The following is a 22858-nucleotide window of genomic DNA, read 5'->3' as shown; positions in this document are numbered from 1 at the left end:
TAAGCGGATGGCATAACGCTTCCGGCGAGCCACGGGAGCGGTTAGACGAGCGGTCTGACCACGACGGTCTGGTCGCGGCCAGGGCCGACGCCGATGGCGGAGATCGGGGCGCCGCTCATCTCCTCCAGCGCCCTGACGTACGCCTGCGCGTTCGGCGGCAGGTCCTCGAAGACCTTGGCCCCCGTGATGTCCTCCTGCCAGCCGGGGAACTCCTCGTAGATCGGCTTGGCGTGGTGGAAGTCGGTCTGCGTCATGGGGATCTCGTCGTGCCGCACCCCGTCCACGTCGTACGCCACGCACACCGGGACGCGCTCCAGCCCGGACAGGACGTCCAGCTTGGTGAGGAAGTAGTCGGTGACCCCGTTGATGCGGGTCGCGTACCGGGCGATCACCGCGTCGAACCAGCCGCAGCGGCGGTTGCGGCCGGTCGTGACGCCGAACTCGCCGCCGGTCTGGCGCAGCCACTCGCCCATGTCGTCCGTGAGCTCCGTCGGGAACGGCCCGGAGCCGACGCGGGTGGTGTACGCCTTGAGGATCCCAATGATCTTCGTGAGGCGGTTGGGCGGGATGCCGGCCCCGGCGCACGCGCCCCCCGAGGTGGGCGACGACGACGTGACGAACGGGTAGGTCCCGTGGTCGAGGTCGAGCAGCGTGCCCTGCCCGCCCTCCAGCAGCACGAACTTGTCGTCGTCCAGTGCCTTGCAGAGCACCAGCGAGGTGTCGGCGATGTGTGGCTTGAGGCGCTCCGCGAAGGCGAGATATTCCTCCACGACCGCCGCCGGGTCGATCCCGCGCCGGTTGTAGACCTTGGTCAGCACCTGGTTCTTCTCGGTCAGGGCGACCTCGATCTTCTTCGCCAGGATGCCGGGGTCGAGCAGGTCCTGGACGCGCACCCCCATACGGGCGACCTTGTCGCCGTACGCGGGCCCGATGCCGCGCCCCGTGGTGCCGATCCTGGCCTTGCCGAGGTAGCGCTCGGTGACCTTGTCGAGCGCCTTGTGGTGCGGCATGATCAGGTGCGCGTTGGACGAGATGAGCAGCCGCTCCGCGGAGATGCCCCGCTCGGCCAGCCCGTCGATCTCGCTTAGCAGCACGCCGGGGTCGATGACCACGCCGTTGCCGATGACCGGCACCACGTCGGGCGACAGGATCCCCGTGGGTAGCAGATGCAGCGCGTATTTCTGGTCTCCGATGACAACGGTGTGACCCGCGTTGTTGCCACCCTGATAGCGGACGACGTAGTCGACGTCGCCACCGAGCAAATCGGTGGCCTTGCCCTTGCCCTCATCGCCCCACTGGGCACCAACGAGTACGGCAGCCGGCATGGTTCAGTCTCCCGAGCACAAAACGAAACCCCTGGCGCAAGCGCGACAGGGGCTCTTGCGTGGAGAGACTACCCGAACGTGGTTATTCGTCCCAAGGGCTAGCTCTGGGTCAGCGCGTCGTAACCCGTTTCCGTGCTGTCCTTGAGGAACTGCAGGCACCGCTCGGCTTCGTCCTTCTCACCGATCGCCTGAGCGGCCCTGGACAGCGCGTAGAGGCAGCGCAGGAAGCCGCGGTTGGGCTCGTGCTCCCAAGGAACGGGCCCGTGGCCCTTCCAGCCGTTACGGCGCAACTGGTCGAGCCCGCGGTGGTAGCCCGTGCGGGCGAAGGCGTACGAGGTGACGGCGTGCCCTTGGGCGAAGGCCTCTTCCGCGAGCGAAGCCCAGGCCGCGGGGAAGGCGGGGAAGCGGGCGGCCACGTCGGAGGCCTTGGCCCCGGATTCGAGCGCCTCCCTGGCCTCGGGCAGGTCCGGCAGGTGCGTCGGGGGCGGCCCGGCGAGAAGGTTATCCATAGGACAAGTCATACCCGCCGGGCCGCCGAAGTGGCTAGGAGATCTTCGTCCCACTCGACTTCAGGCTCTGGCAGGCCTCCGCGACGCGTGCGGCCATTCCGGCCTCGGCGGCCTTGCCGTAGGAGCGCGGGTCGTAGGTCTTCTTGTTGCCCACGTCGCCGTCGACCTTGAGCACCCCGTCGTAGTTGCGGAACATGTGGTCCGCGATCGGCCTGGTGAAGGCGTACTGCGTGTCGGTGTCGACGTTCATCTTCACCACGCCGTACGAGATGGCCTCGTGGATCTCCTCGAGCAGCGAGCCGGAGCCGCCGTGGAAGACCAGGTCGAACGGCTTGTCCTTGCCGAACTTCGCGCCGACCGCGTCCTGGATCTCCTTCAGCACGCTCGGGCGCAGCTTGACGTGGCCGGGCTTGTAGACGCCGTGCACGTTGCCGAACGTGGCGGCCAGCATGTAGCGGCCCTTGTCGCCGATGCCCACGGCCTCGGCGGTGGCCAGCGCGTCGCCGGCGGTCGTGTAGAGCTTCTCGTTGATCTCGCCGACGACGCCGTCCTCCTCGCCGCCGACGACGCCGATCTCCATCTCCATGATGATCCGCGCCCTGGCGCACTTCTCCAGGAGCTCCTTGGCGATGTCGAGGTTCTCCTCGAGGGGCACGGCCGAGCCGTCCCACATGTGCGACTGGAACAGCGGGTCGAGGCCCTTGGCCACCCGCTCCAGCGAGATGTCGATCAGCGGCCGCATGAAGCCGTCGAGCTTGTCCTTCGGGCAGTGGTCGGTGTGCAGCGCCACCGTGACCGGATATTTGGCGGCCACCACCCTGGCGTATTCGGCCAGCGCCGTCGCGCCCGTGACCATGTCTTTCACCGTGGTGCCCGACAGGAAGTCGGCGCCGCCGGTGGAGACCTGCACGATGCCGTCGCTCTCGGCCTCGGCGAAGCCCCGCAGGGCGGCGTTCAGCGTCTGCGATGAGGTCACGTTGATCGCCGGGTAGGCGAATCCGCCGGCCTTCGCCCGGTCGAGCATCTCAGCGTAGACCTCTGGAGTCGCTATAGGCATGATTCATCTCCCTGAGAAGTAAACGGCTTCGCGCGAGCCCAGTATCCCGGCTCCCTACCCCGCGTGGTAGAGACAACGCGACCTCATTGGTCATCTGGCGCCTCTCCAGTACAGGTAGGCTCTCCTGGTGGACTGGCTTTGGAACCTCCTGGACCCGACGTGGTGGCTGACGATTCTCGGCGCTTTCGCCACGGTCGGCGTTCTGGCGATCATCTTCGCCGAAACCGGTTTGCTGCTCGGGTTCTTTCTGCCCGGCGACTCGCTGCTGGTGGCGGCGGGAATTTTCAGCTCGGCGGCGGTGGCCCAGGGAATGGGCATCACCCCGCTTTCGCTGCCCGTGCTGCTGATCGGCACGCCGCTGTGCGCGGTCGCGGGCGCCCAGCTCGGGCATTTCCTGGGGGCCCGGTTCGGCCGCAGGATGTTCGACAAGCCGGATTCACGGTTGTTCAAGCGCGAGCACGTGCTGCGGGCCGAGGAGTTCTTCGAGAAGTTCGGCCCCGCGAAGGCGGTGGTGCTGGCGAGGTTCGTGCCGATCGTCCGCACGTTCATGAATCCGGTGGCGGGCGTGCTGGAGATGCCGGCCAAACGTTTCCTCGTCTGGAACGTCATCGGCGGCATCGTCTGGACCGAAGGGCTCATCCTGCTGGGCAACGCCCTCGGCAGAGAGGTCGATCCCAAGCAGATCGACAAGTACATCCTGCCCGGCGTCTTCCTCATCGTGTTCATCTCGATCATCCCGATCATCGTCGAAGTGATCAAGAAGCGCAGGGGTGACAAGGTCGCCGCCGTCCCCGGCGGCAGGCACCGGGTGACCAACGGCCGGCACTAGCCGCGACGGCGGATCAACCGCTGTACGCTCCCCCTGTGGGACGCCACAGGTCAGATCCGATGGGCATGGCCCGATTAGCCCTCACCGTCCTGGCGGCCGGAGCCGTGGTGACACTGCTGGTCATCGGCGGTCGCGCGCTGCTCGTGTCGCCGGGCGGGCAGGCCCCTGAACGCGAGCGCGCCTCCGCTCCGGCCACCGGCCTCGCCACCGCCCCGGCCTCCGACGCCACCGCGCGGATGCCGACCGTGCGCATCGAGTGCCTGGCGGAGACCTGCCCCCTGGTCACCGTACGCGTGCCGGGCGGTGACGTGCTCTACCACCACGAGATGACCGGGGGCGAGGAGCTCAACTACTTCGAGCCCGAGCTCGACGTGGTGCTCAGCGACGCGGGCACGGTGCGGGTCACCGAGAACGGCAAGCCGCGCGAGCAGGGCGAGAGCGGAAAGAGAGAGGCGTTCACCGTCCGGGAGCCCGGCTAGAGCCCCAGGTCGTCGAGCGTGTAAGCGGTGCGGTAGTCGAGGCCCTCACTGGTGACGCGCTCCGTGGCGCCCCTGTCGACGATCGTCGCCACCGCCACCACCTCGGCCCCGGCCTCCCGCAGCGCCTCCACGGCCGTCAGCGGCGAGGCGCCCGTCGTCGAGGTGTCCTCGACGGCCAGCACGCGCCGCCCCTTCACCTCTGGCCCCTCGATCCTGCGCTGCATGCCGTGCGCCTTCTGCGCCTTGCGCACCACGAACGCGTCGAGCGTGCGCCCGCGCGCCGCCGCCGCGTGCATCATCGCGCCCGCCACCGGGTCGGCCCCCAGCGTGAGGCCGCCCACCGCGTCGTATTCCAGGTCGGCGGTCAGGTCGAGCATCACCCTGCCGACGAGCGGCGCGGCCACCCCGTCGAGCGTGATGCGCCGCAGGTCGAGGTAGAAGTCGGCCTCCTTGCCCGAGGAGAGCGTGACCTTGCCGTGGACGATGGCCTTGCTCTTGATCTCGGCCAGCAGGTTGTCGCGATCCGTCATGCGCCCAAGCTTATGGCCCGCTCGTGATCGCCTCCCCGCACCCGGTTTAGCCGTGACAGGTAATGCGGAATGTATGCGCGGGGCAACCCTTCGTAATCGTGGAGCCGATCAGGGGTGTCGAATTGCCGCAAAGCGATGCAAGCCTGCTACAGGCCGCCCGACAGGGCGATGCCACCGCCTACGGGCGGCTCTACGAGCGGCACGTGGCCGCGGCCCGTGCCATGGCCCGGCAGCTCGTACGGCGCGCCGAGGCCGAGGACGTCGTCACCGAGGCGTTCACCAAGATCCTCGATCTCGTGGGCAGGGGCGGCGGGCCGGAGTCCGGCTTCCGCACCTACCTGCTGACCGTGGTACGGCGCACGGTCCACGACCGTTCCAAGCTGGCGGGCAGCCAGGCGGGCGAGGTCGAGGAGTACGACCCGGCGGTGCCGTTCGTCGATCCCGCGCTCGCCGGGCTGGAACGGTCCCTGATCGCCAGGGCGTACCTGTCGCTGCCCGAGCGCTGGCGGGCGGTGCTCTGGCACACGCAGGTGGAGAGGTGCAAGCCGGCCGCGGTGGCTCCGCTGCTCGGGTTGTCGGCCAACGGCGTGGCCGCGCTGGCGTACCGGGCCAGGGAGGGGCTGCGGCGCGCGTACCTGCAGATGCACCTCGGCTCCGCGCCGCCGCACGACTGCCGACCCGTGCTCGGCAAGATGGGCGCCTACGTCAGGGGCGGGCTGGCCAGGCGCGAGGCGAGGGCCGTCGAGCGGCACGTGGACGGCTGCGAGGAGTGCCACGGGGTGATCCTGGAGCTCACCGACGTCGACCGCGGGCTGCGGGTGCTGGTGGGGCCGTTGATCGCGGGGCCCATGTTCGGCGGGTACGCGGCGGCGCTGGCCAGGCCGGACGCGGCCGAGAGCGGGCCGACCCCGGCGATCCGGCGGCTCTGGCGGGCACGCAGGCGGCAACCCGTCGTGCTGGTCGCCGGCGTGGCCCTCACGGTGGCCGCGGCGGCGTCGTTGTGGCAGACCTCCGGCAGGGCGCCCGACGGCACAGCGGCGACCGAGACGGTGGCCGCCCAGCCGTCGGAGCCCGTACACGCGGTGCGCGTGCCGCCGCACGGCGACGACCCCGAGCGAATGCCGCCGCAGGAGAACCCCGATCAGGCGCCGCCGCGGGGCGGGGAGCCAGAACGGGTGCCGCCACCCCCTGTGGAGCAGGAGCCGGCGGGCCAGGCGCGGCTGCGCGCCACCATCGACGTGCTCGGCGCACTCGTACGCGCCCAACCCGGCATCGTCGGCCTGCGGCTGCGCAACTACGGAGGGCGGCCGAGCGACAAGCTGACGGCTCACGTGACCCTGCCGCCGGGTGTGACGCTCATGCCGCCCGCGCGCCGCGGACTTCCGGCCGTCGTGGGGCCCGCTGACAGCTGGGAATGCCGTCCCTCGGTGGGCGGCGCCCGCTGCACCAGGGAGCCGCTGGCGGCAGGGCGTGCGACGGCGGTCTTCCTGCGGGTGACGGTGGCCCAACGAGCTCCGCGGAGCACGGGCCCCGCCGCGCGGGTCGACGCGGGCCCGCTGCAGGTCAGGGCGCGGGCCGGCAAGGGAGTGCGCGCGACGGGCGCGCCGGCCAGGTTCGCCGCCGACGGGAAGGTGACGGTCAGGGCGGTGGGCAACGCGCTGCTGAGCTGCCCAGAGGAGAGCCCCGGCTGCGAGCAGGCCCGGGGTCGCGAGGGCGGCAGGCGCGACAACGACCTCTGGCCGATGGTCGCGGTGGACCGGGACGACACCCTCGCCACCGGCGCCTCCAGCGGGGCGAGGTTGTCGCTGCCGAAGGGCGGCAGGGTCGTGTGGGCCGGGCTCTACTGGTCGGCCGGTGGTGCGAGCACCGGGCCCATCAAGTTCAGGCCCCCGGGGCGGCGCAAATATGCGGCGATCCGGCCCAGCCACGTGGCCGTGCGCGAGCTGCCCCAGGGCCCGGCCTACCACGCGTTCGCCGACGTCACGGGGCTGGCGGCGGGCGCACGCAGGACCGGCGTGTGGTGGGCGGCCGACGCTCCCATGGAGGAAGGGGCCTCGCGCCACGCGGGCTGGAGCCTCGTGCTGGTCGTGACCGATCCGGCGCAGCCGTACAGCCAGGCCATGGTGCTCGACGCGGCCACCGTGGTCGGCGGTCCCGTCCGCCGGGTGCGCCTTCCGCTGGGCGGGCTGCGCCCCGCCGCGACCCCCGCCAGGGCCGCGCTGGTGACGTGGGAGGGCGACGCCGATCTGAAGGGCGACAAGGTCTCGCTCGGGTCCGGCGCGCTGCGGCCGGCGGGCGGCGACCGCGATCTCGCGAACGTCTTCGACGGGTCGTCGGGTGGTGTGGCGGAGATGACGTTCGGCGTCGACGTCGACACGGTCAGCGCCGGGCTCGGAGCGGATCCCTGGCTGACGATCGCGACGGGCAAGGACGCCGTACTGTTCGGAGCCGCGGCCATAAGCGTGCGAGCACGGTCGTGACCATAATCAGGACAAAATGGTACCGTCGGCCTGAGTGGTCCGGCGCGATGGCGGCTGAGGGGCGAATCGTCGGGATTAACCTTCGCACGATCACCCGCTTTCATTACCCTGAGAGAGGGCCGCCGAGTCCGGTCTCTGACGGTGCAGAGCCAGCAAGGTCGGACCACCAGGAAAGGGGCGGTGTCAGTGGATCGCTGTGCGCTGTTCGTGGACGCCGGCTATCTGCTGGCTGATGGCGCGATGGCCGTGCACGGCACGCGTCATCGTGAAGCGGTTTCCTGGGACTATCCGGGTCTGCTCCAGCTGATGACCAGCCTGTCACGCGAGCGCACCGGCCTGCCGCTGCTGCGGTGCTACTGGTACGAAGCGACCGTCGAAGGCCGCCGCACACCCGAGCACGACGCGCTGGCCGACATACCGGGTCTCAAGCTCAGGCTGTCCCGCATGCGGCCGGGCCGGCGCGAGGGCGTGGACGCCCAGGTGCATCGCGATCTCATGACCCTCGCCCGCAACAACGCCATCTGCGACGCTGTGGTCCTGAGCGGCGACGAGGACCTCACGCAGGTCGTGTGCGACGCCCAGGATCTCGGCATCAGGGTGAGCGTCATCCACATCGCGGCCGAAGGCAGTTGGGCCGTGTCGCGCTCGCTGCGGCAGGAGTGCGACGACCTGGTCGAGTTGGGCGCCGTCCACCTGCGGCCGTACGTCAGCCTGGTCAGCGGCGCCGCCGAGGCGGCCAACGGGCACCACCAGCCGATCAGCAACGGGCAGGCCACCCACTCGCTGCCGCCCGGGCAGAGCTCCACGCCGTCGCTGCCCTCGTTGCCGCAGGCGCCGCCGTCCGGCAGCCACGCCACCGGCGGCCATGCGTCGGGTGGTCATGCGTCGGGTGGTCATGCGTCGGGTGGTCATGCGTCGGGTGGTCATGCGTCGAGTGGTCATACCTCGGGCGGCCACGCCACCGGTGGTCATGCGGCGGGCAGCCACGCCTCGGGGAGTCATGCCACCGGGAGCCACTCCGGCAGTCACGCCGCCGGCGGTTCCACCGCGGCGAGCCAGCCGTCGTCCAACGGGCCCTCGCCGTCGGGGCAAGGCCAGTCGTCCCCGCCTCCGGTGCTGCCCACGTACACCAACTACCAGCCCGAGCCGCAACCGCAACAGCAGCAGCCGGCCACGCCGCCGCCCTCAGCGCCCGCGCAGCCGCAGCAGCCCAGCACCGGCCAGTTCTCCTCGCCGACCAGCGGCGGCTACCAGCAGTCGCAGCACGGCCCCTACACCGGTCCGCAGCCCGCGCCGATCACGCCGTCGGCCTCGACGGCCGGCACCACCACGCTGTCCGACGCGGTCAAGGCCGCGCACCGGGAAGGGCACGACTTCGGCGAGTCGGTCGCGCGGGACGCGCCCGCGCTCTGGCTGGAGGCGGTGCTGGCCCGCAAGCCGCGCATGCCCTCCGACCTGGAGGCGCGGTTGCTGCAGGGGTCGTCGCTGCCGATCGACTTCCTGCTGCACGACGAGGTGCGCCACGCCCTGCGCCGCGGCTTCTGGGACGCACTCGAACGCGCTCGCCAATGACCCCTCGACATCAGCGCGCATAGCACCCCGCGGGCCCCTGGCGTCAGGACAGGGCGTCGAAGCCCGCTCGCAAGCTGCTCACCCGGTCCGTCAGGTCGGCCAGCGGCGCCGCCAGTGCGGGGTCCTGGGACTTGCGGGCCAGCTCACGCACCCTGGCCAGCTCGTCCTCCACGGCCGTGAGCCGCCGCGACAGCTCGGGCAGCACCGCCGCGTGGTCGCCGGCGCCGGGCGGCAGCTCGCCGGTCAGGCGATCCCTGAGCAGGGACGCCTGCTCCGCCAGGCGCTTGTTCATGTTGTACAGCTCGGTGAACACCGACACCTTCGCCCGCAGCACCCAGGGGTCGAACGGTTTGGTGAGATAGTCGACCGCGCCCGCCGCGTAGCCGCGGAAGGCGTAGTCGGGGGCGCTGTCGACGACGGTCAGGAAGATGATCGGGATGTTCCTGGTGCGTTCGCGCCGCTTGATGTGCGCGGCCGTCTCGAAGCCGTCCATGCCGGGCATGCGCACGTCGAGCAGGATGAGCGCGAACTCCGTGTTGAGCAGCGCCTTGAGAGCTTCCTCGCCGGACCTGGCGCGTACGGGCACCAGGTCGAGGGAGCTGAGGATGGCCTCGAGGGCGATCAGGTTTTCCTCGCGGTCATCTACCAGGAGGATCTTCGCACGGTCTGTCACCGATCACGACCCTTCGGCTGGTGAGTCGGACGCGGCACCGCGTCCCCGGCTGAGCCAGCCGCGCAGGCGTTCGAGCAGGCGGTCCACGTCGACCGGCTTGGGCACGTAGTCGGACGCGCCCGAGGCGATGCTCTTCTCCCGGTCGCCCCGCATGACCTTGGCTGTGAGCGCGATGATCGGCAGATCGGCGAACTGGGGCATGCGCCGGATCGCCGACGTCGTCGCCCAGCCGTCCATCTCCGGCATCATGATGTCCATCAGCACGAGCGCGACATCCTCGTTCCGTTCGAGCTGCTCGATCCCCTCGCGACCGTTTTCAGCGTAGACGACCGTGGAACCATGTCGCTCCAGCACGCTCGTCAGCGCGAAGACGTTGCGGATGTCGTCGTCGACGATGAGGATCTTCGCGCCGGCGAGCGGATCGTCGCCCTGCCACTGCGCGGGCGTCTCGGTCGGCGTCTCGACCAGCTCGGGCATCGGCAGGTCGAGCGGCATCGGCGGCTCGGGCGCCGGCGCGGTGGGCTCCTCCGCCGGCTTGGTCATGAGCTGCCTGCGCGCGGCGCCGCCGTCGGTCACGGCCAGCGGGCCGGTGTAGGAGGCCGGCAGGTAGAGGGTGAACGTGCTGCCCTTGCCGAGCTCGCTGTCGACGTGGATCTCGCCGCCGAGCAGCCGGGCGATGTCACGGCAGATGGCCAGGCCCAGGCCCGTGCCGCCGTATTTGCGGCTCGTGGTGCCGTCGGCCTGCCGGAACGCCTCGAAGATGACGTCCCGCTTGTCGGGGGCGATGCCGATGCCGGTGTCGATCACCTGGAAGGCGAGCAGGTCGTCGGCGTCGTGCAGGGTGTCGTCGTCGAACTGCACCCCGGTGGGCGGGGTGGAGATGCGCAGCTTCACCTCGCCCCGCGGCGTGAACTTCACCGCGTTGGAGAGCAGGTTGCGCAGCACCTGCTGCAGGCGCTGCTCGTCGGCGCGCAGCTCCTGCGGCACGTCGGGCGCGACCTCGACGCTGAACGACAGCCCCTTGTCCTGTGCCAGCGGCGCGAACGCCGCCTCCAGCAGGTCGACCATCTTGGGCAGCGACACCTGGATGGGGTGGATGTCCATCCGTCCCGCCTCGACCTTCGACAGGTCGAGCATGTCGTTGATGAGCTGGAGCAGCGCCGAGCCCGCGCTGTGGATCGTACGGGCGAACTCGACCTGCTGCGAGGTCAGATTGCCCTCGGCGTTCTCGGTCAGCAGTTTGGCCAGCACCAGCAGGCTGTTGAGCGGCGTGCGCAGCTCGTGAGACATGTTGGCGAGGAACTCGGACTTGTAGCGCGAGGACACCGCGAGCTGCTCGGCGCGCTCCTCCAGGGTGCGGCGGGCCTGCTCGATCTGGAAGTTCTGGATCTCGATCGCGCGGTTCTGCTTGGCCAGCAGCGCCGCCTTGTCCTCCAGCTCGGCGTTGGACCTGCGCAACTCCTCCTGCTGGCGCTGCAGCTCGTCGGAGCGCTCCTGCAGCTCTCTGGTGAGCCGCTGCGACTCGGTCAGCAGGTCTTCGGTGCGGGAGTTGGCGATGATCGTGTTCATCGTGACGCCGATGGTCTCGACGAGCTGCGTCAGGAAGTCGAGGTGCACCTCGCCGAACGGCGTGAACGAGGCCAGCTCGAGCGCGCCGAGCACCCGGCTTTCGAACAGGATGGGCAGCACGACGATCTGCGCGGGTGTGGACCTGCTGAGCCCGCTGTCGATGGTGATGAACTCCGGCGGCACGTCGTCGAGGATGATGTGCCGGCCCTCGGCTGCCGCCTGGCCGACGATGCCCTGGCCGATCGCGAAGCGCTGGCGTGGCCCCCGGTCGGGGCGCACGCCGTAGCCGCCGATCAGCATCAGCTCGTGGTCGCCCTCGGGGTCGATGCTGTAGAAGGCGCCGTAGCGGGCCGACACCAGCGGGGTCAGCTCGCTCATCGTGAGCTTGGCGACCTCGAGGAGGTCGCGGTGGCCCTGCATGAGCCTGGAGATGCGGGCCAGGTTGGACTTGAGCCAGTCCTGTTCCTGGTTGGCCTGGGTGGTCTCGCGGAGGTTGGCCACCATCGAGTTGATGTAGTCCTTCAGCTCCGCCAGCTCGCCCTGCGCCTCGACGGCGATCGAGCGGGTGAGGTCGCCGCGCGCCACGGCGCTGGTCACGGTGGCGATGGCGCGCACCTGCGTGGTGAGGTTGCCGGCCAGCTCGTTGACGCTCTCGGTGAGCCGCTTCCACGTGCCCTCGACGCCCTCGACCCGGGCCTGGCCGCCGAGCTGGCCTTCCGAGCCGACCTCGCGGGCGACTCGGGTGACCTCGGAGGCGAACGACGACAGCTGGTCGACCATGCGGTTGATGGTGGTCTTCAGCGCGAGGATCTCGCCCTGGGCGTCGACGTCGATCTTGCGGGTGAGGTCGCCGTTGGCGACCGCGGTGGTCACCTCGGCGATGTTGCGCACCTGGTAGGTCAGGTTGTTGGCCATGAAGTTGACGTTGTCGGTGAGGTCCTTCCAGACGCCCGACACGCCCTGCACCCGGGCCTGGCCGCCTAGCTGCCCCTGCGTGCCCACCTCACGGGCGACTCGGGTGACCTCGTCGGCGAACGACGACAGCTGGTCGACCATGGTGTTCAGGGTGTCCTTCAGCTGGAGGATCTCGCCCTGCGCGTCAACGGTGATCTTCCTGGACAGGTTGCCCTGCGCCACCGCGGACGACACCGCCGCGATCTGGCGCACCTGCGAGGTCAGGTTGTTGGCCATGGAGTTGACGTTGTCGGTGAGGTCCTTCCAGACCCCGGACACGCCGCGCACCTGCGCCTGGCCGCCGAGCTGGCCCTCCGTGCCCACCTCGCGGGCGACTCGGGTGACCTCGGAGGCGAACAACGACAGCTGCTCGACCATCGTGTTCATGGTCGACTTGAGCTCGAGGATCTCGCCCTGGGCGTCGACGTCGATCTTGCGGGTGAGGTCGCCGTTGGCGACGGCCGTGGTCACCTGGGCGATGTTGCGCACCTGGTAGGTGAGGTTGTTGGCCATCGAGTTGACGTTGTCGGTGAGGTCTTTCCAGACGCCCGACACGCCCTTCACCTCGGCGCGGCCGCCCAGCTTGCCCTCGGTGCCCACCTCGCGGGCGACTCGGGTGACCTCGTCGGCGAACGACGACAGCTGGTCGACCATGGTGTTCAGGGTGTCCTTCAGCTGGAGGATCTCGCCCTGCGCGTCAACGGTGATCTTCTTCGACAGGTTGCCCTGGGCCACCGCCGTCGCCACGGTCGCGATGCTGCGCACCTGGGAGGTGAGGTTGTTGGCCATGAAGTTGACGTTGTCGGTGAGGTCTTCCCAGACCCCGGACACGCCGGGCACCTGCGCCTGACCCCCGAGCTGGCCCTCGGTGCCCACCTCGCGGGCGACTCGCGTCACCTCTTCCGCGAAGCCGGAGAGCTGGTCGACCATCGTGTTGACGGTGTTCTTCAGCTCGAACATCTCGCCCACGGCGTCGACCGTCACCTTGCGGCTCAGGTCGCCCTTGGCCACCGCGGTGGTCACGACCGCGATGTCGCGCACCTGCGCGGCCACGCGGGACGACATCGTGTTGACGGCCTCGGTGAGGTCGCGCCAGCTGCCCGACATGCCCCGCAGGTTGGCCGACCCGCCCAGCCGGCCCTCCGTGCCCGCCTCGCGCGCGACCCTCGTCACCTCGGTGTTGAACAGCGCGAGCTGGTCGACCATGCCGTTGATGGCCTTGCCCAGCCGCCGCACCTCGCCGCGCGCCGTGCGGTCGAGGTCGATGCGCCGTGACAGATCGCCCTTGGCCACCGCGTCGATGACGTCGGCCGCGCCGCTCACCGGGCTGACCAGCGCGTCGATCAGGATGTTGACCGACTCGACGCTCTCCGCCCAGGCGCCGACGCCGGGACCGGGGGTCAGCCGCTCTCCGAAGCGGCCTTCCTTGACGACTTCCTTGCGTACGCGTACGAGCTCGTTGGAGAGATGCTCGCGCCGGTCGGCCACTTCGTTGAGCAGCAGCCGCACCTCGCTGAGTATCCCGGGAGGGGCATGAGGGACCCGTCGCCGGAAGTCGCCGTCCCGCCAGGAGAACAGGGTCTCCAGGATGGGAACGAGATCCGACTCGGTGTACGTCCTCTCCTCCGGGGTTAGCGTGGCTTTGGCCGTGGTCATGGGGCCTCCTTCACTCGCGGCGTGCTCCGGCGAGTGATTCAAGTCTGTCACGATGAGTAGCTCGTAGTCCTGTCCTTGGATTTACCCCAAGTCAACGGGAAGTGTGGTAGGCACGTTGGGATGACTGCTTCTCCCCATGCGGTGCTCGCTGCGACGTTCGCGCCCGGCGGGACCGCTGTGACCGCTGCGATGAGGTTCACGCGCGAGGTGATGACCGCGTGGGCCACCAGTGGCGTGCTCCACACCGCGGAGCAGGTCGCGGGAGACTTGGCCGAGCAGGTCGCCGACGAGCCGTTTGAGGTGATTTGGAAGCATTTTGGGGACGCCGTGCAGGTCGAGTTGCGGCAGCAAAACCTCTCCCAGAGTGATCCAAAGGCTCCTTCCGCGAATGTCGAAGAGTGGGGAGTCACCTTCGCGGGTGATTCCCGTGTCCACTGGGCTAGGATCACGGTACCCGGCTCGGCGGACAGAGTGGCAGCCGAATGGCTGGAGGAAAGTTCCAGAGGTCCCCACTGGCTGGGGTTCCTGGCCGACGCGAGTGACCTGCTGGCGGGCACGCTCGATCCCGACATGGTCCCCGCGATCGTCGCCCAGGTCGTGGTGCCGCGGTTGTCCAGCTGGTGCGCCGTCTACACCTCCGACAACGCCGTGGGCCCGCTGCGGCTGGTCTACCTCTGGCACGCCGACGAGGCCAGGATCGACGGCCTGCGCGAGCAGCTCGACGGCATGCACGTCGACGGCGCCGACACCAGGGTCACCTCCGCGTTCCACGTGAACGACTCGCACGTCCTCGCGGTGCCGCTCACCGCGCGCGGCCGCAGCCTCGGCATGATGTGCCTGGGCCGCCCCGACCGCTTCCCCGACGAGGTCATCCAGTTCGCCGAGGACATCGGCAGGCGCGCCGCGCTCGCCATGGACAACGCCAGGCTCTACGCCCAGCAGGCGGCCGCCAACCGCGCGCTCCAGCGCAGCCTGCTGCCGCCCAACGAGCCCGAGGTCCCCGGCCTCGACTACGGCGTCATCTACGAACCCGCCGGTGAGGCCAACGAGGTCGGCGGCGACTTCTACGACCTGTTCAAGGCGGGCGACGGGTCGTGGCGCTTCGCGATCGGCGACGTCTGCGGCACCGGCCCCGAGGCCGCCGCCGTGACCGGCCTCGCCCGCCACACGCTGCGGCTGCTCGCCAGGGAGGGCTACGGCGTCGCGGCCGTGCTCGGCCGGCTCAACCAGGCGATCCTCGAGGAGGGCGAGCGGGCCAGGTTCCTCACGTTGCTGCACGGCGAGATCACGCCGGTGGAGACCGGGCTGGAGCTGCGCCTGGTGTCGGCGGGCCACCCTGAGGCGCTGCGGCTCAAGCCGAGCGGCAAGGTCGAGGCGGTGACCACCCCGCAGTCGCTGCTGGGGGTCTTCCACGAGGTGATGTTCGAGGCCGACACGATCCGCCTCGACCACGGCGACGTGCTGCTGGCGGTGACCGACGGGGTGACCGAGCGGCGCTCCGGCGGGCGGCTGCTCGATGACGACGGCGGCCTGGCCAAGCTGCTGGCCGAGTGCGCGGGGCTGTCGGCCAGGGCGGTGGCCGAGCGCATCCGCAGGGGTGCGGCCGAGTTCGCCTCCGAGCCGAGCGCCGACGACCTGGCGATCGTGGTGCTGCGCGCCCGCTAGCACGACAGGGCGCCGGTCGTGGTGTTGCGCGGCCGCCGGCACGACAGGCCGGCGATCGTGGCGCGCGTTCGCCGGCACGACGACGTGGCGATCGTGAAGCTCCAAGTACGCCCTTCCGGCTCGGCGGTGGCGTGATGGTGGCAGCCGGAAAGCCCGACGATCAAGCGACGGAGTCGCCCAACTTCTTACGACATGTCAGTGGTTAGTGCAGTTTGACGTGCTTTCGGGCGAAATCGAGCTGGTACGCGATCTGGGTGATGCGCTCCGAGATCAGGAGCGAGCTCGCGGCGGCGTCGTAGGTGTAGACCTCGTGATCGCGCCCGTGCTCGGCCAGCTTGGCCACGTACTTCTCGATCTGGCGCATCGGGCAGCGGGCGTCGTTCTCGCCCGCCAGGATCAGCAGCGGGCTCTGGACCTGCTCGACATAGGTGATGGGGGAGCTGGCCGCGTACCGCTCCGGCTGCTCGTCGGGTGAGCCGCCGAACAACGCCCGGTGGTAGGCCCGCAGGCTCTCCGCCTCGTCCTCGTACGACGTCTGGTGGCAGGCCAGCGGCACCGCCGCGATGCCGGCCGTCCACAGGTCGGGCTGGGTGCCGAGGCCGAGCAGCGTGAGATAGCCGCCCCAGCCCGAGCCCGCGAGCACCATCCGGCCGGGGTCGGAGATGCCGCGCTCGACCACGCACCGGTGCACGGCGGCCACGTCTGCCAGCTCGGTGTGCCCCACGTCGCCGCGGAGCGCGTCGCGCCAGGCCGACCCGTAGCCGGTCGAACCGCGGTAGTTGACCCGCACCACCGCGAACCCGGCGTCCACCCAGGCCGCGACCTCGGGTGAGAAGGCGTCGCGGTCGTGCGCCGCCGGCCCGCCGTGCAGCAGGAAGATCGTCGGGTAGGGCGAGGTGCCGGCCTCGGGCCTGCTGACCAGCGCGTGGATGCGGCCGCCCTCGCCTTCGACGTCGAGGTCCTCCACGGGGACGCTCGGAGGGGCGGGCGGGCCGCTGGAGTTGACCACGACCTGATCGTTGCTCGACCGGATGACCGGCGGGTGGGAGGCGCTGGACCAGGAGTATTCGACATGGCCGCCGGGCCGCGGGGCGGCGTCGTCGATCACGCCGTGCGGCGTCTCGATGAGCTTCAGCACGCCGCCGGCCAGATCGTAGCGGTGCAGGTGGCTGCGGGCGCGGTCGTCGCGCAGGATGAGCAGGCCGCGGCCGTCGTCGTACCACTCGGCCGCCAGGTCGCCGGGGTCCCTCAGCCAGATCTCGCGCTGCTCGCCGGTCACCGGGTCCCACACCAAGGGCTCGTGGCGCCGGCGGCGCTCGTGCAGGGCGAGCAGGCGGCGGTCGCCCATGACCGGGGCGAAGGTGAGGCCGAGGACCCCCTTGCCGGGGCCGTCGTAGAGCTCGCCGACCGTGTCGCCGTTGTGGCGGACGACGCGCAGCGCCGGGTGCCGGTAGTCGGCGTACTCGCCGTGGTTGATGGCGATCAGGGAGCCGTCGAGGGACATGTCGGTCACCCAGTTGGCCTCGGGGTGCTCGTACAGGAGCGTGGCAGGCTCGCCGGCGCGTACCAGGTGGATGTGGAACGCTCCGCCGCTGGCCAGGCTGACTGCCGCGACACCCGTCGCGGACAGCGCGATGCCGCCGGGCTGGCCTGGCGGGATGCCGGGCGCGACCGGCTCGTCGGGGCCGCCGTTGAACGGCTGGCGCCACCACGAGCCGAACTCGTCGCCCTCGGTGTCGGCGAACCAGTAGATCCACTGGCCGGTCGGGTCGATGGCGGCGTACACCGCGCCCCTGGGCCGGTCGGTGACCTGGCGGGTGGTGCCCGACACGCGGTCCCACGCGTAGACCTGCCAGGTGCCGGTGGCGTTGGAACGGTAGATGGAGCGGTTGGGGGCCTGGCGGGCCCAGGACGGCAGCGTCATGCGCGAGGCCCGGAACCTGGCCTGCCAGCGTTCCTCCGCCTTCATCCGGCGCGCTCCCTCCCTGAAGTCCTTCGCCTCGGGGCGATGGATGTCGTCCAGTATTGCGCCTGTGCCGGGGAAATACTTAGAAAATGTGGGGGAATTTCGGACTAAATGCCCCATCAGTAACATCGGTCACGCGGGCCCGTCAAGGAACGGGACTTGATCGGGGAGCGGGTTCATAGATAGACAGGTGAAACGCCGCGCGGGTCGTTACTTTATGACGTCCTTTCGCGACGTTATGGGAGATAAATGAGGCAATTCGCTCATCGAGCGTAGCCGCGTCGGTATGCCACGCACTCGGGCCCATCCCGATCACCTGGGCGATGTCATCGTGCCCCAACTCCATCTCGAACCCCACCGAACGCCGCTCGCGCTCGGCGAACCCCTCGAGGCTCCGAGCCACCCTGCGCTCCTTCTCGTCGTCCACGGAGAGCAGGCCCAGCTCCTCGACCAGCGGGCTCAGATGCGCCCTCGCGGGAGTGACGACCACCGCGACGCCGCCGGGCCGCAGGATCCTGCAGAACTCCGGCCCGTTTCTGGGCGCGAACACGTCGATCACCACATCGGCCACCCCATCCCGGATCGGGAGAGGCCGCCACACGTCGGCCACGAACGCTCCCGCCCTCGGATGCACCCGCGCCGCCCGGCGCACAGCGTGCTTCGACACATCGAATGCCATCCCGATGCCATCGGTCACCGCGTTGAGCGTGGCCGCCAGGTAGTGCCCGGTGCCCGCTCCTGCGTCGACGATCACCGGCGCGGCCCTGCCCTCCGCGCGACGACCCTCGACGATCCCCGGCCCCTGCCCGCGACCAGCCGGCCCCGGGCCGTCACCGGCCTCCAGTTGCGCCCCACGGTACGCCCTCAGCTCGGCGTCGTCACTCTTTTCCGTGGAGGACTCATGTTCTCCCCGCCGAGTGACATGCGCCCGAACGGCTTGCGCCACGGCGTCGGCCAAGGGGGCATAGTGCCCCGCGTCCAGGAAAGCGGCCCGCGCGGCCACCATCGCGGCGGTGTCGGCGGTGCCCGGCGGCCTGGAGCCGACCAGAAGGCTGACGTATCCCTGCCTGGCCATGTCGAACGTGTGCCCCTGCGCGCACCGCACCGTCGCCGCGTCGATCCGCAGCCCCGCACGGCACACGGGACAGCTCAGGTAGTCGACGATGTCAGCCAGCATGCGCCCATTCTGGTGCACGCACGTCACGCGCTCGCTTCCAGGAGGAACGCGGCGTTGGAGGGAGTGGAGCGGAGCTTGCCGACGAGCATCTCGAGCCCTTGCTGCTTCTCCTGCGTGGTGAGCATCCGGCGCAGCCGCCAGATGACCTGCCGCTCCTGCGGGTGCAGCAGGATCTCCTCCCGCCGGGTGCCCGAGGCGTCCAGGTCGACGGCCGGGAACAACCGCCGCTCGGCCAGCTCGCGGGTCAGGTGCAGCTCCATGTTGCCCGTGCCCTTGAACTCCTCGTACAGGCTGTTGTCCATCCGCGAGCCGGTGTCCACCAGCGCGGTGGCGAGGATGGTGAGTGAGCCGCCGCCCTCGACGTTACGGGCGGCGCCGAAGAAGCGTTTGGGCGGGTAGAGGGCGGTGGCGTCGATGCCGCCGGTGAGCACGCGCCCACCGCCGGGCGCCAGGTTGTTGTACGCGCGCCCGAGCCGCGTCAGCGAGTCGAGCAGCAGAACCACGTCCCGCCCCGCCTCGACGAGCCGCTTGGCGCGTTCGATGGCCAGCTCGGCGAGGGCGGCGTGGTCGCGGTCGGGGTGGTCGAAGGTGGAGGAGAAGACCTCGCCGTCGATGGTGGCGCGCATCTCGGTGACCTCCTCGGGCCGCTCGCCCACCAGGAGGACCATGAGGTGCACCTCGGGGTGGTTGCGGGAGATCCCGGCGGCCAGCGCCTGCATCGCCATGGTCTTGCCGGCCTTGGGCGGCGCCACGATCAGGCCGCGCTGCCCCTTGCCGATGGGGGCGAACAGGTCGATGACGCGCGTGCTGAGCGACTCCGTCTCGATGCTGAGCCGTTCTGTCGGGTGGATCGGTGTCAGGTCGGCGAAGCGGGGGCGGTCCCGCCATTGTGCGGCGCCGTTGACGGACTCGACGCCGACCAGCTTGTTGCCGGCGAGGGTGGCGGTCACATGGTCGCCGGGGCGCAGGTCGTACTGGCGGAGCTTGTCGGGTGTGAGGCGTACGTCGCCGGGTCCCGGCAGATGGCCGGCCCGGAGAAATGCGGATTTGTCGCGTACGTCCAGAAGGCCGGTCACATGCCGGACCGACGTGGAGGCACGCTGCCGCGGAATGGTTTGCACAGACATGATGGACCCCTCAGGGGATGCGCCGAACCCATATCGGGTTGGCAGAAAAAGGAACACGAGCCGGGCCCCCGTGAAGCGGGGCAGGGCCGCGAGGTGAAGATCAGCGGAGCCTGAGCTCAACGCTGGTTGGAACATACCACACCATCTGGCCCATGTAACGCCTAGCTCGCTTGGACTATTCCCGGGCCGTTCCCGTGTCTTGACCGGCGAACGCCGGGTAGACGCGTGACAATGTTCTTCTCGACACCGCAGGGCGAGGAAAATTACCGCGCTCGGTGTACCGAAGGACACAACTCCCATCGGCGTAGCGGCGTCATATCTAGTGGCATGCAGGATCCCTGCAACTCGATGGGGGTTCCATGAAGACGAAGAGAGACTTTGGGGGAGCATCATGATGACCGTCAACTGCCCGCGGTGCCACAACGAGCTCGACGAAGGCCCGATCATGTACAGGTGCGCCCACTGCCGCCGCGCCGTCTTCGCCGCCGACGTCGAGAACGAATACGTCCCGCGCGAGCCGGTCGCCGCCTGAGCGAGGGCGTAGCCTTACCGGGTGCCGCACCGATCGATCACCGTGTCCGGCGTCGACGTGACCCCGCTCTGCGACGCCGTCGGCCCCATGGGCCCCGCCATCCGACGCCCGCTCGATGAGATGTTCGCCGGCTCAGGCCTGCCCGACGAGCCCTGGGTCCTGCACTTCCACTGCTACCTGCTGCGTGACGCGGCCGGCCGCCTGACGCTGGTCGACACCGGCATCGGCGGTGTCGACTCACCGGCGGCCACCTGGGCGCCGGTCCCCGGCACGCTGGTCGGTGAGCTCGCCGCCGTGGGGGTGTCGCCCGCCGACATCGGCACCGTGATCCTGACCCACCTGCACGGCGACCACGCTTCGGGCGCGGTCGCGGACGGCAGGCCCGCGTTCGAGAACGCCCGCTACGTGCTCCAGAGGGCCGAGCTCGACGCCGCCGCCGGCCCGATGCTCGACGACGTCGTCACCACGATCAAGGATCAGCTGCACGTCGTCGAGGGCGACGCGGACGTCGCGCCGGGCGTGCGCGTGCACCTCGCACCCGGCCACACCCCCGGACACCAGATCGCCAGGGCCGGCGACGTGGCCATGACCGGCGACCTCGTCCTCCACCCGGTGCAGCTGGACGATCCGCGCCTGCGCTACCTCTACGACGGCGACCAGGAGGCCGCCGCGCGCACCCGCGCGGAGACCCTCGCCGCGCTCCGCGCCGAGCGGGCGATCCTCGCCACCGCGCACTTCAGCGAGCCGTTCCTGCGCCTGTCGCCGGCCGGCGCGACGCCTGTCACCGGCCCTCTCGCCGACCCTGCCGCCGACCCAGCCGCCGGGCCGACCGCCGGGCCCGTCACCGGCCGCTGAGCACCGGCTGGTCGGCCAGGAGCGACGAAGGCAGGGCGACCATCGCGGTCAGCCCGCCGTACGGCGAGGGCGCCAGGGTGACCTTGATGCCGTGCCTGGACGCGAGCCTGCCGACCACGAACAGGCCGAGCCGGTCGCTCTGCGCCAGGTCGAACTCCGGCACCGTCGACAGCCGGTCGTTGAGCTCGTCGAGCTCGACGCGGGGCAGGCCGAGGCCGCGGTCCTCGATCTCGATCATGAGGCCGTGTGCGGTGCTGGAGCTGCGCACGTCCACCTTGGTCTGCGGCGGCGAGAAGAGTGTGGCGTTCTCCACCAGCTCGGCCACCAGGTGGGCCACGTCCGTGACCACCGAGCCCAGTAGGGAGACCGGCGGCGGCTGGAGCACCTCGACCCGCTCGTACTCCTCGACCTCCGCGACGGCCGCGCGCAGCACGTCGTGCACCGGCACCGGGTTGCGCCAGCCGCGCCCCGGCGTCTGGTCGGACAGGATGATGAGGCTCTCCGCGTGGCGGCGCATGCGGGTGGTGAGGTGGTCGAGCTTGAACAGGTCCGCCAGCGTCTCCGGCTCCTCGGCGGCCCGTTCCATGCTGTCGAGCTGCAGCAGTTGCCGGTGCAGCAGCGACTGGTTGCGCCTGGCCAGGTTCACGAAGACCTGGCTGACGCCGTGCCGCAGCTTGGCCTGGCCCAGCGCGGCCTTGACGGCCGTGGACTGCACCTCGTTGAACGCCTGGACGATGTCGCTCACCTCGGAGGTGCTGGTCCTGACCTTCAGCGGCGCAACCTCCTCGGGCGTGGGCGGGTCGACGTTCTTGCGCAGCCGCCTGACCAGCTCGGCCAGCCGAACCTCGGCCAGCTCCGTGGCCGCGTCGCGGAGCCCGGCCAGCTCGCTCACCAGGCGCCTGCGGAAGCGCAGCGAGAGCACGATCGAGGCGATGACGGCGATCAGGCCCACGCCGCCCGCCACGCCGAGCTTGACCAGCATGCCGATGGCCGTCGGCGTGACCCGGGCGGTGATGCCCCGCACGGCCGCGCTCTGGTTGCCCTCGACGGCCTTCCACAGGTTCTGGGCGTCGACGGGCCAGGTGGCCGCCGTGGGCGGCAGGCCGATGGTGGAGGTTTGCGTGCGGATGGTGTCCTCGGTACGGACGAACTCCCGGTAGACGGGCGACGCGGACAGCCGCTCGTACGGGCCGCGCAGTTCGTCGTCGAGGTGGGAGAGCGCCTGGGAGTAGAGCAGCCGCCTGGTGGCGACCATGGCCGTGAACGCCCCCCGCTCCCTGGGCTCCACCTTGCCCTTGGCGAGCACCACCGCGATCACGGCCTGCTCCCTGGACAACATGTCCTTGGCCTCGCCGAGCATCGTGATGGCCCTGGCCTGCTTGTAGAGGGACATGTCGGGCACCAGCACCATGGCGTCGTACATGCGGAAGGACGCGTCGACGATCTGGCTGTAGCCCTCGACGATGTCGAGCGGCGCGGTCGTGCCGCCGTCGACCGCGCGCCGGAGGTCGGGGAGCCCGCCGAGCTTGGCGTTCAGCGCGTTGAGCTGCGTGCTCATGGCGGGCGTCAGGTCCTGCTGGGCCCTGGTCAGCCTGCGGAACGTGGCCATGGCCTGGTCGGTGGACTTGCGCTGCTGGGCCACCTTGCCGGCGCCCTTGCCCGTGGCCAGGAACTGCGTCGAGACGAGCCGCTCGTTCTGCAGGTGGATGTTGACCTGTTCAGACGGGATGGCCAGGTTGCCCGCCAGGTCGTTGATCGCCAGCAGCCGGACGCCGTCGCCGCCGGTCAGCCCTGCGGCGAACGCCCACAGGCCCACGAGGGACAGCAGCGGGACGAGGAGGAGGATGAGAATTTTCAGCGCGATGGGGCGGCCACGCGTGGGGGGCATGCGACCTCCGGGTGC

At 70.2% G+C, this 22858-nt stretch carries 18 protein-coding genes; 7 read left to right on the top strand and 11 right to left on the bottom strand.

Annotated elements, in window-relative coordinates; all coding sequences use genetic code 11:
• Positions 1 to 41 precede the first annotated feature (41 nt).
• From ABGB01_RS15355 to fbaA, 3 genes are all read right to left on the bottom strand, one after another.
• Positions 42 to 1325, bottom strand: coding sequence for an adenylosuccinate synthase (locus ABGB01_RS15355; RefSeq protein WP_347773957.1), 1284 nt, complete (start codon positions 1323 to 1325; stop codon positions 42 to 44).
• Between the two features lie 98 nt (positions 1326 to 1423).
• Positions 1424 to 1834: a DUF3151 domain-containing protein gene (locus ABGB01_RS15350; RefSeq protein WP_347617423.1), complete on the bottom strand. Its 411-nt coding sequence runs from the start codon at positions 1832 to 1834 to the stop codon at positions 1424 to 1426.
• A gap of 34 nt (positions 1835 to 1868) precedes the next feature.
• Positions 1869 to 2891, bottom strand: a complete 1023-nt coding sequence (gene fbaA, locus ABGB01_RS15345; RefSeq protein ID WP_347773956.1) for a class II fructose-bisphosphate aldolase — start codon at positions 2889 to 2891, stop codon at positions 1869 to 1871.
• A 127-nt stretch (positions 2892 to 3018) separates the two neighbouring features.
• Between fbaA and ABGB01_RS15340 the strand changes: the two genes are divergently transcribed.
• Together ABGB01_RS15340 and ABGB01_RS15335 are read left to right on the top strand one after the other, a co-directional pair.
• On the top strand, positions 3019 to 3720 hold the full coding sequence (locus ABGB01_RS15340; protein ID WP_347773955.1) for a DedA family protein: 702 nt from the start codon (positions 3019 to 3021) through the stop codon (positions 3718 to 3720).
• Between the two features lie 65 nt (positions 3721 to 3785).
• The gene (locus ABGB01_RS15335; protein WP_347773954.1) at positions 3786 to 4199 is read left to right on the top strand and encodes a hypothetical protein; all 414 of its coding nucleotides are present in this window, start codon (positions 3786 to 3788) and stop codon (positions 4197 to 4199) included.
• Here ABGB01_RS15335 and pyrE read toward each other — a convergent pair.
• Positions 4196 to 4729, bottom strand: coding sequence for an orotate phosphoribosyltransferase (gene pyrE / locus ABGB01_RS15330; protein ID WP_347773953.1), 534 nt, complete (start codon positions 4727 to 4729; stop codon positions 4196 to 4198). The genes ABGB01_RS15335 and pyrE overlap by 4 nt on opposite strands.
• Positions 4730 to 4851: 122 nt before the next feature.
• Here pyrE and ABGB01_RS15325 point away from each other — a divergent pair, with 122 nt between their 5' ends.
• Positions 4852 to 7209: a sigma-70 family RNA polymerase sigma factor gene (locus ABGB01_RS15325; RefSeq protein WP_347773952.1), complete on the top strand. Its 2358-nt coding sequence runs from the start codon at positions 4852 to 4854 to the stop codon at positions 7207 to 7209.
• A gap of 186 nt (positions 7210 to 7395) precedes the next feature.
• Entirely contained in the window at positions 7396 to 8781 is a 1386-nt protein-coding gene (locus ABGB01_RS15320; protein ID WP_347773951.1) for an NYN domain-containing protein, read from the top strand.
• A 43-nt stretch (positions 8782 to 8824) separates the two neighbouring features.
• Here the strand turns inward: ABGB01_RS15320 and ABGB01_RS15315 are convergent, their stop codons facing one another.
• Both ABGB01_RS15315 and ABGB01_RS15310 read right to left on the bottom strand, forming a co-directional pair.
• A complete protein-coding gene (locus tag ABGB01_RS15315) occupies positions 8825 to 9454 on the bottom strand; it encodes a response regulator (RefSeq protein WP_347773950.1) in 630 nt (209 codons plus the stop codon).
• 3 nt (positions 9455 to 9457) lie between these two features.
• The gene (locus ABGB01_RS15310) at positions 9458 to 13633 is read right to left on the bottom strand and encodes a HAMP domain-containing protein (protein WP_347773949.1); all 4176 of its coding nucleotides are present in this window, start codon (positions 13631 to 13633) and stop codon (positions 9458 to 9460) included.
• Positions 13634 to 14104: 471 nt separating this feature from the next.
• On the opposite strand from ABGB01_RS15310, the gene ABGB01_RS15305 reads away from it, so the two are divergent.
• Positions 14105 to 15298, top strand: a complete 1194-nt coding sequence (locus tag ABGB01_RS15305) for a GAF domain-containing SpoIIE family protein phosphatase (protein ID WP_347773948.1) — start codon at positions 14105 to 14107, stop codon at positions 15296 to 15298.
• Here ABGB01_RS15305 and ABGB01_RS15300 read toward each other — a convergent pair.
• From ABGB01_RS15300 to rho, 4 genes are all read right to left on the bottom strand, one after another.
• Entirely contained in the window at positions 15295 to 15462 is a 168-nt protein-coding gene (locus ABGB01_RS15300; RefSeq protein WP_347773947.1) for a hypothetical protein, read from the bottom strand. The genes ABGB01_RS15305 and ABGB01_RS15300 overlap by 4 nt on opposite strands.
• 38 nt (positions 15463 to 15500) lie before the next feature.
• Positions 15501 to 17267, bottom strand: a complete 1767-nt coding sequence (locus ABGB01_RS15295; RefSeq protein WP_347773946.1) for a prolyl oligopeptidase family serine peptidase — start codon at positions 17265 to 17267, stop codon at positions 15501 to 15503.
• Positions 17268 to 17409: 142 nt separating this feature from the next.
• Positions 17410 to 18441, bottom strand: coding sequence for a putative RNA methyltransferase (locus ABGB01_RS15290; protein WP_347773945.1), 1032 nt, complete (start codon positions 18439 to 18441; stop codon positions 17410 to 17412).
• Positions 18442 to 18464: 23 nt separating this feature from the next.
• Positions 18465 to 19568 (bottom strand): transcription termination factor Rho, encoded by a 1104-nt coding sequence (rho, locus tag ABGB01_RS15285; RefSeq protein WP_347773944.1) that lies wholly within the window; start codon positions 19566 to 19568, stop codon positions 18465 to 18467.
• Between the two features lie 391 nt (positions 19569 to 19959).
• On the opposite strand from rho, the gene ABGB01_RS15280 reads away from it, so the two are divergent.
• Both ABGB01_RS15280 and ABGB01_RS15275 read left to right on the top strand, forming a co-directional pair.
• Positions 19960 to 20100: a hypothetical protein gene (locus tag ABGB01_RS15280; protein ID WP_347773943.1), complete on the top strand. Its 141-nt coding sequence runs from the start codon at positions 19960 to 19962 to the stop codon at positions 20098 to 20100.
• A 21-nt stretch (positions 20101 to 20121) separates the two neighbouring features.
• Positions 20122 to 20955, top strand: coding sequence for an MBL fold metallo-hydrolase (locus ABGB01_RS15275; RefSeq protein ID WP_347773942.1), 834 nt, complete (start codon positions 20122 to 20124; stop codon positions 20953 to 20955).
• On the opposite strand, the gene ABGB01_RS15270 is transcribed toward ABGB01_RS15275, so the two are convergent.
• The gene (locus tag ABGB01_RS15270) at positions 20942 to 22843 is read right to left on the bottom strand and encodes a nitrate- and nitrite sensing domain-containing protein (protein WP_347773941.1); all 1902 of its coding nucleotides are present in this window, start codon (positions 22841 to 22843) and stop codon (positions 20942 to 20944) included. The genes ABGB01_RS15275 and ABGB01_RS15270 overlap by 14 nt on opposite strands.
• Between the last annotated feature and the right edge of the window lie 15 nt (positions 22844 to 22858).

It is taken from the genome of Nonomuraea sp. B5E05 (genome assembly GCF_039880665.1).
GTDB lineage: Bacteria > Actinomycetota > Actinomycetes > Streptosporangiales > Streptosporangiaceae > Nonomuraea.
Note: the sequence above shows the minus strand (reverse complement) of the source record. Positions and strands in the feature narration are given on the sequence as shown.

Coding starts and splice junctions, on each gene's coding strand:
- ABGB01_RS15355 (WP_347773957.1), bottom strand. CDS start 1,325: ATGCCGGCTGCCGTACTCGTTGGTGCCCAGTGGGGCGATGAGGGCAAG.
- ABGB01_RS15350 (WP_347617423.1), bottom strand. CDS start 1,834: ATGGATAACCTTCTCGCCGGGCCGCCCCCGACGCACCTGCCGGACCTG.
- fbaA (WP_347773956.1), bottom strand. CDS start 2,891: ATGCCTATAGCGACTCCAGAGGTCTACGCTGAGATGCTCGACCGGGCG.
- ABGB01_RS15335 (WP_347773954.1), top strand. CDS start 3,786: ATGGCCCGATTAGCCCTCACCGTCCTGGCGGCCGGAGCCGTGGTGACA.
- pyrE (WP_347773953.1), bottom strand. CDS start 4,729: ATGACGGATCGCGACAACCTGCTGGCCGAGATCAAGAGCAAGGCCATC.
- ABGB01_RS15310 (WP_347773949.1), bottom strand. CDS start 13,633: ATGACCACGGCCAAAGCCACGCTAACCCCGGAGGAGAGGACGTACACC.
- ABGB01_RS15295 (WP_347773946.1), bottom strand. CDS start 17,267: ATGAAGGCGGAGGAACGCTGGCAGGCCAGGTTCCGGGCCTCGCGCATG.
- ABGB01_RS15290 (WP_347773945.1), bottom strand. CDS start 18,441: ATGCTGGCTGACATCGTCGACTACCTGAGCTGTCCCGTGTGCCGTGCG.
- rho (WP_347773944.1), bottom strand. CDS start 19,568: ATGTCTGTGCAAACCATTCCGCGGCAGCGTGCCTCCACGTCGGTCCGG.
- ABGB01_RS15280 (WP_347773943.1), top strand. CDS start 19,960: ATGATGACCGTCAACTGCCCGCGGTGCCACAACGAGCTCGACGAAGGC.
- ABGB01_RS15270 (WP_347773941.1), bottom strand. CDS start 22,843: ATGCCCCCCACGCGTGGCCGCCCCATCGCGCTGAAAATTCTCATCCTC.